The organism is Luteitalea sp., from assembly GCF_044337415.1.
Taxonomy (GTDB): domain Bacteria; phylum Acidobacteriota; class Vicinamibacteria; order Vicinamibacterales; family Vicinamibacteraceae; genus Luteitalea.
This window is the reverse complement of the sequence record NZ_JBIINP010000289.1, coordinates 1-4,232: the sequence shown is the minus strand read 5'-3', so window position 1 is coordinate 4,232 and position 4,232 is coordinate 1. Positions and strand designations below refer to the sequence as shown.

Below are 4,232 nucleotides of genomic sequence, written 5' to 3'. Positions count from 1 at the left end.
GCCATCGGGTGGGTGCTCGCGCTGGTGGCGTGGGCGGCGGGCGCGGGCGGCGTTGACGCGCAGTCACGCTCGGCGGTGGACGAGACACGGGCGCGCGCTGGTGACTACGCCACCGCGATCGCCGCGTGCGATCGCCTGTTGCAGGCCTGGCTGCGCGATGCCGACCCGACCACCACGCTGATGCCGGACCGTGTGACGGGCACCGCACGCGTGGCCACGCCGCACAACTTCTCGGCCGACCTCTATCCGTACCTGATCCTCACCGCGCGCATCACCGATCCGGCCGTGTACGAGGGCCGGATGCTCGAGATGCTGCGCAACGAGGTCCGCTACATGACGGTGGCGGCCTCGGTGCCTGGCAACTACGACATCACGGCACGAACGCTCGGCCCCGCCAGTCTCTTCGGGGCGGGTGAGTACGCCAAGGACGGCCTCATCACCGTCACCGAGTTGCTCGGCCGCACGCCGTGGTTCCACCGCATGGCCGACATGATCGCCGACGCGATGGAGCAGGCACCGCACGAGACGCGCTGGGGACGCATTCCCGCCGTCGACAGCGAGCTCAACGGCGACTTCCTGCAGGTGCTGGTCCGCCTGTCGACCATGACCAGCGACCCGCAGTACCTCGCGTGGGCGCGACGCATCGGCGACGCCTACGTCGAGGAAGTGCTGCCGGGCAACTTCGGCGTGCCGTCCACCAAGTGGGACTTCGCCACGCACACCGGCGAGGCGCAACTGCGGCTGCGCGACCACGGCAACGAACTCGTCGTCGGGCTCACGCTGCTCTACGCACTCGAGGCGGACCTGAAGTCGGATCGCGCGGCGCGGTACGGCGTCGCCGTGAAGACGATGCTCGACCGCATCCTGCAGTCGGCCAACGAAGACGGCATGCTGTACAACCAGGTCGACGCGCGCACGCTCGCGCCCATCGATCGCACGCTGTCGGACAACTGGGGCTACGTGTACGGTGCCATGTACACGTACTACCAGGTCACCGGCGATGTCACCTACCGCGACGCCGTGCGGCGCGTGCTCGGCAATCTGCCGAAGTATCGCCGCCAGGTGTGGGAGCCGCGGTCAGCCGACGCCAACCTGCCGCTCGGCTCGTTCGACGGCTACGCCGACGCACTCGAGAGCGCGATCTACCTCGTGAACCGCGAGCCCGTGCCGGCCGCGCTCGACTGGATCGAGTCGGAGATGCGGGTGATGGCAGCCATGCAGCGCCCCGACGGTCACATCGAGGACTGGTACGGCGAGGGCAACTTCAACCGCACGCTGCTGCTCTGGGCGCTGATGAAGAGCCAGGGCGTGATGCCTGCCGACAAGGCGACGGGGCTGCAGTTGGGGGCCGTGCCCGAGGGCGAGGCGCTGCGCCTGCACGTCGGCGGCGTGTCCTCGGCCCGTTTGCAGTTCGATATCGCGCGCCATCGGCGCGTGATCAACCTGGCGCGCAACTACGTCCGCCTCAACGAGTTTCCCGAGTGGTTCGTCGTGGATCCGAACCGGCTGTACCGGATCACGGGCCAGGGCGCGGCGCCGCGACTGCGACTGGGCGCGGAGTTGATGCGGGGCGAGGTGTTCGCGGCGGGCGACTGGACGATCGCCCCTGTCGGTCCGCCGCCGTACGGCACGCGCGTGATCGTGCCCTGAAACGCAAAAGGGCCGCGTGGCGCACCACGCGGCCCGTGCGTCACCGCCGGAGGTGACTAGCGGCGACGACGGCGCGCGGCGCCCACGAGGCCGGCGCCCAGCAGGAGCAGCGTCGCCGGCTCGGGCACCTGCCTGGTGTCGAACGTGATGTTGTCCACGCCCACCCAGTCCAGGAAATCGCCAGGAAGCACGACCACGGAGGTGATGGGCGTCGCGCTCGACACACTCAGCACCTGCTGCAGCCCCGTCGCCGTGGCCGTGGCCGTATCCAGGAGCGTGGAGCCGTTGTACGCCAGCAGTCGCACGGACTCGATGGTGGCGATGCTCGCGAACGTGGCGCTGAAGCTGGAGATTCCACCCGCAAACGTGGCGGTGAAGCTGGGGTCACCGTCCTCATCGGGCCAGACGAGGTACGACCGGAGCAGGTTGCCGCTGACGAGAAGCGGCGTCCCCAGAGTGCCGACTTCGCCGCCCGTGCTGCTCACCACGGTCATGTCGGTGTTGGTGGCCCAGTCGCCCAGGGGACCGCCCGGGCCGCTGAAGGCATTAGGGGCGAACGTCACGCCGAACGCCGCGTACTGGTTCGACAGCGTCTGTCCGACGGCAAGGCCGCCGATGGGGTCACCGGCATCGAACGTGATGACAATCGGAGCCGCCTGCGCAGCCGCAGTGGTGGCGAGTGAGAAGACAAGGGCCGTTGCGGCAGCCTTGCACGCCGACAACATGCCACGCCGGACGACGAAAGGAGTGAACATGCCACAGGCTTTAGCAAGGATCGCGCCACGTGCCGACTCGTGCGAAACCCCTCAGAAGGCGCCGGGCCACTCAGCGAAGTCACCCAAAGACGAGACTTAAGGCGTTTATTCCAGGAACTCGCCCCACTTCTCGTTCACTTCGCCCCTGTCGCACGTTGGTACCACACGGAGGTTCCATGTATCGACGTACCTTCCTGCAGTCGGCTGCGGCCGTCTCGGGACTCCTGCCGCTTGCGGCACGGCCCTCGTTTGCCGGCCTGTACCAGGCCGCGGCCGCCGCCACGGGCGACCTGGAGGCTGTCCGCGGCGACGGCCGCCCCGTCACCCTGCCCGCATCGTCCATCAAGGACCTCGCCGCCAGCCTGCGCGGGCCCGTCCTGCTCGCCTCCTCGGCCGGGTACGACGCCGCCCGGCGCGTGCTCAACCCGTCGATCGACAAGCGCCCCGCCCTGATCGTGCAGCCCACGGGCACCGCCGACGTGAGGCGCGCCGTGAGCTTCGCGTCGGCCCATGGCCTGCTCGTGGCCGTCAAGTGCGGCGGTCACAGCTTCTCGGGCATGTCCACCTGCGACAAGGGCCTGCAGATCGATCTCTCCAACATGCGCGGCGTGCGCGTCGACCCGAAGGCGAAGCGGGCCTACGTCGAGGGCGGCACGCTGCTGGGCCTCGTGGACCACGAAGCCGCGGCACACGGCATGATGACGCCGCTCGGCACGGTCTCGCACACCGGCGTCGGTGGCCTCACCACCGGCGGCGGCTTCGGCCGGCTCGCGCGCAAGTACGGCCTCGCGGTCGACAACGTCGTCGGCGTGGACGTGGTGACGGCCGACGGGTCGGTCCGCCACGGCGACGCCACCGAGAACCCCGACCTCTACTGGGGCGTCCGCGGCGGCGGTGGCAACTTCGGCGTCGTCACCAACTTCGAGTTCCAGTTGCACCCGTTCTCCGGCATCGTCACCGGCGGCGAGGTGGTATTCCCCATCGCGCGGGCGCGCGACCTGCTGCGCTTCTATGCCGAGTGGTCGCAGAAGGCGCCCGACGACCTCTACGTCGACTTCGTGATGTCGCAGCCGTCCGGCGGCAAGGACGGCGTGTCGCTGCTGCACATCTGCTACTGCGGCGACGACGCCGACCGCGACCTCGCCACCCTCCGCACGCTCGGCACGCCGATCGCCAACACGATCAAGGCCCAGCCCTACGTGGCCTTCCAGAAGTCCGGCGACTACACCGACGCGCGGACCATGGGCGAGTACATGAAGAGCGGCTTCACCACGGGCATCAGCGAGAAGCTGATCGCCGGGGTGATCGACGGGTTCGAGGGTCACCCCGCCCGGTCCACGGGCGTCTTCACCCAGCATGCCGGCGGCGCAATCGGCCGGCATCCCGTGGGGACCTGCGCCTTCCCCCACCGCCACGCGCAGCACGCGCTGATGGCTGCCGTCTCGTGGAAGGTCGGCGACGACGCGGCGCCGCACATGGCATGGACGCGCAAGTACTGGTCGACGATCGAGCCCCTCACCAGCGGCTTCTACATCAACGAGGTCAACGACGAATCGCGCGCCGTCCTCAACGCGAACTACCGCGAGAACTTCCCGCGCATGGTCGCCGTGAAGAAGCAGTACGATCCGGCAAATCTTTTCCGCCTCAACGCGAACGTGCAGCCGGCGTGACCTCGGTCAGCGTTCGGCGTTCGGCGTTAATCGTTAAGCGTTAAGCGTTATGGTCATCGGCTGCCTTGCCCACCTCGCCGTCGTCGCAGGACTGACGGTCGGCCTCGAGCGCGCCTTCGGTTCGAACGTCGACGAGCTGTTCCGCCCGTGGGCGTCG

Annotated in this window: 3 protein-coding genes; 2 read left to right on the top strand and 1 reads right to left on the bottom strand. The window is 68.9% G+C overall.

Annotated features, from left to right (window positions below):
• Nucleotides 1-1,650 (top strand): hypothetical protein (locus ACIRDX_RS21070; protein WP_396627402.1); only part of this gene is annotated, 1,650 nt, incomplete at its 5' end.
• A gap of 56 nt (nucleotides 1,651-1,706) precedes the next feature.
• Here ACIRDX_RS21070 and ACIRDX_RS21065 read toward each other — a convergent pair.
• Nucleotides 1,707-2,405: a PEP-CTERM sorting domain-containing protein gene (locus ACIRDX_RS21065; RefSeq protein WP_396627401.1), complete on the bottom strand. Its 699-nt coding sequence runs from the start codon at nucleotides 2,403-2,405 to the stop codon at nucleotides 1,707-1,709.
• A 176-nt stretch (nucleotides 2,406-2,581) separates the two neighbouring features.
• Here ACIRDX_RS21065 and ACIRDX_RS21060 point away from each other — a divergent pair, with 176 nt between their 5' ends.
• Nucleotides 2,582-4,075, top strand: coding sequence for an FAD-binding oxidoreductase (locus ACIRDX_RS21060; RefSeq protein WP_396627400.1), 1,494 nt, complete (start codon nucleotides 2,582-2,584; stop codon nucleotides 4,073-4,075).
• Nucleotides 4,076-4,232 lie beyond the last annotated feature (157 nt).

Excerpts from the sequence above, each read along its gene's own strand:
- ACIRDX_RS21060 (WP_396627400.1), top strand. The coding sequence starts at position 2,582 with ATGTATCGACGTACCTTCCTGCAGTCGGCTGCGGCCGTCTCGGGACTC.
- ACIRDX_RS21065 (WP_396627401.1), bottom strand. The coding sequence starts at position 2,405 with ATGTTCACTCCTTTCGTCGTCCGGCGTGGCATGTTGTCGGCGTGCAAG.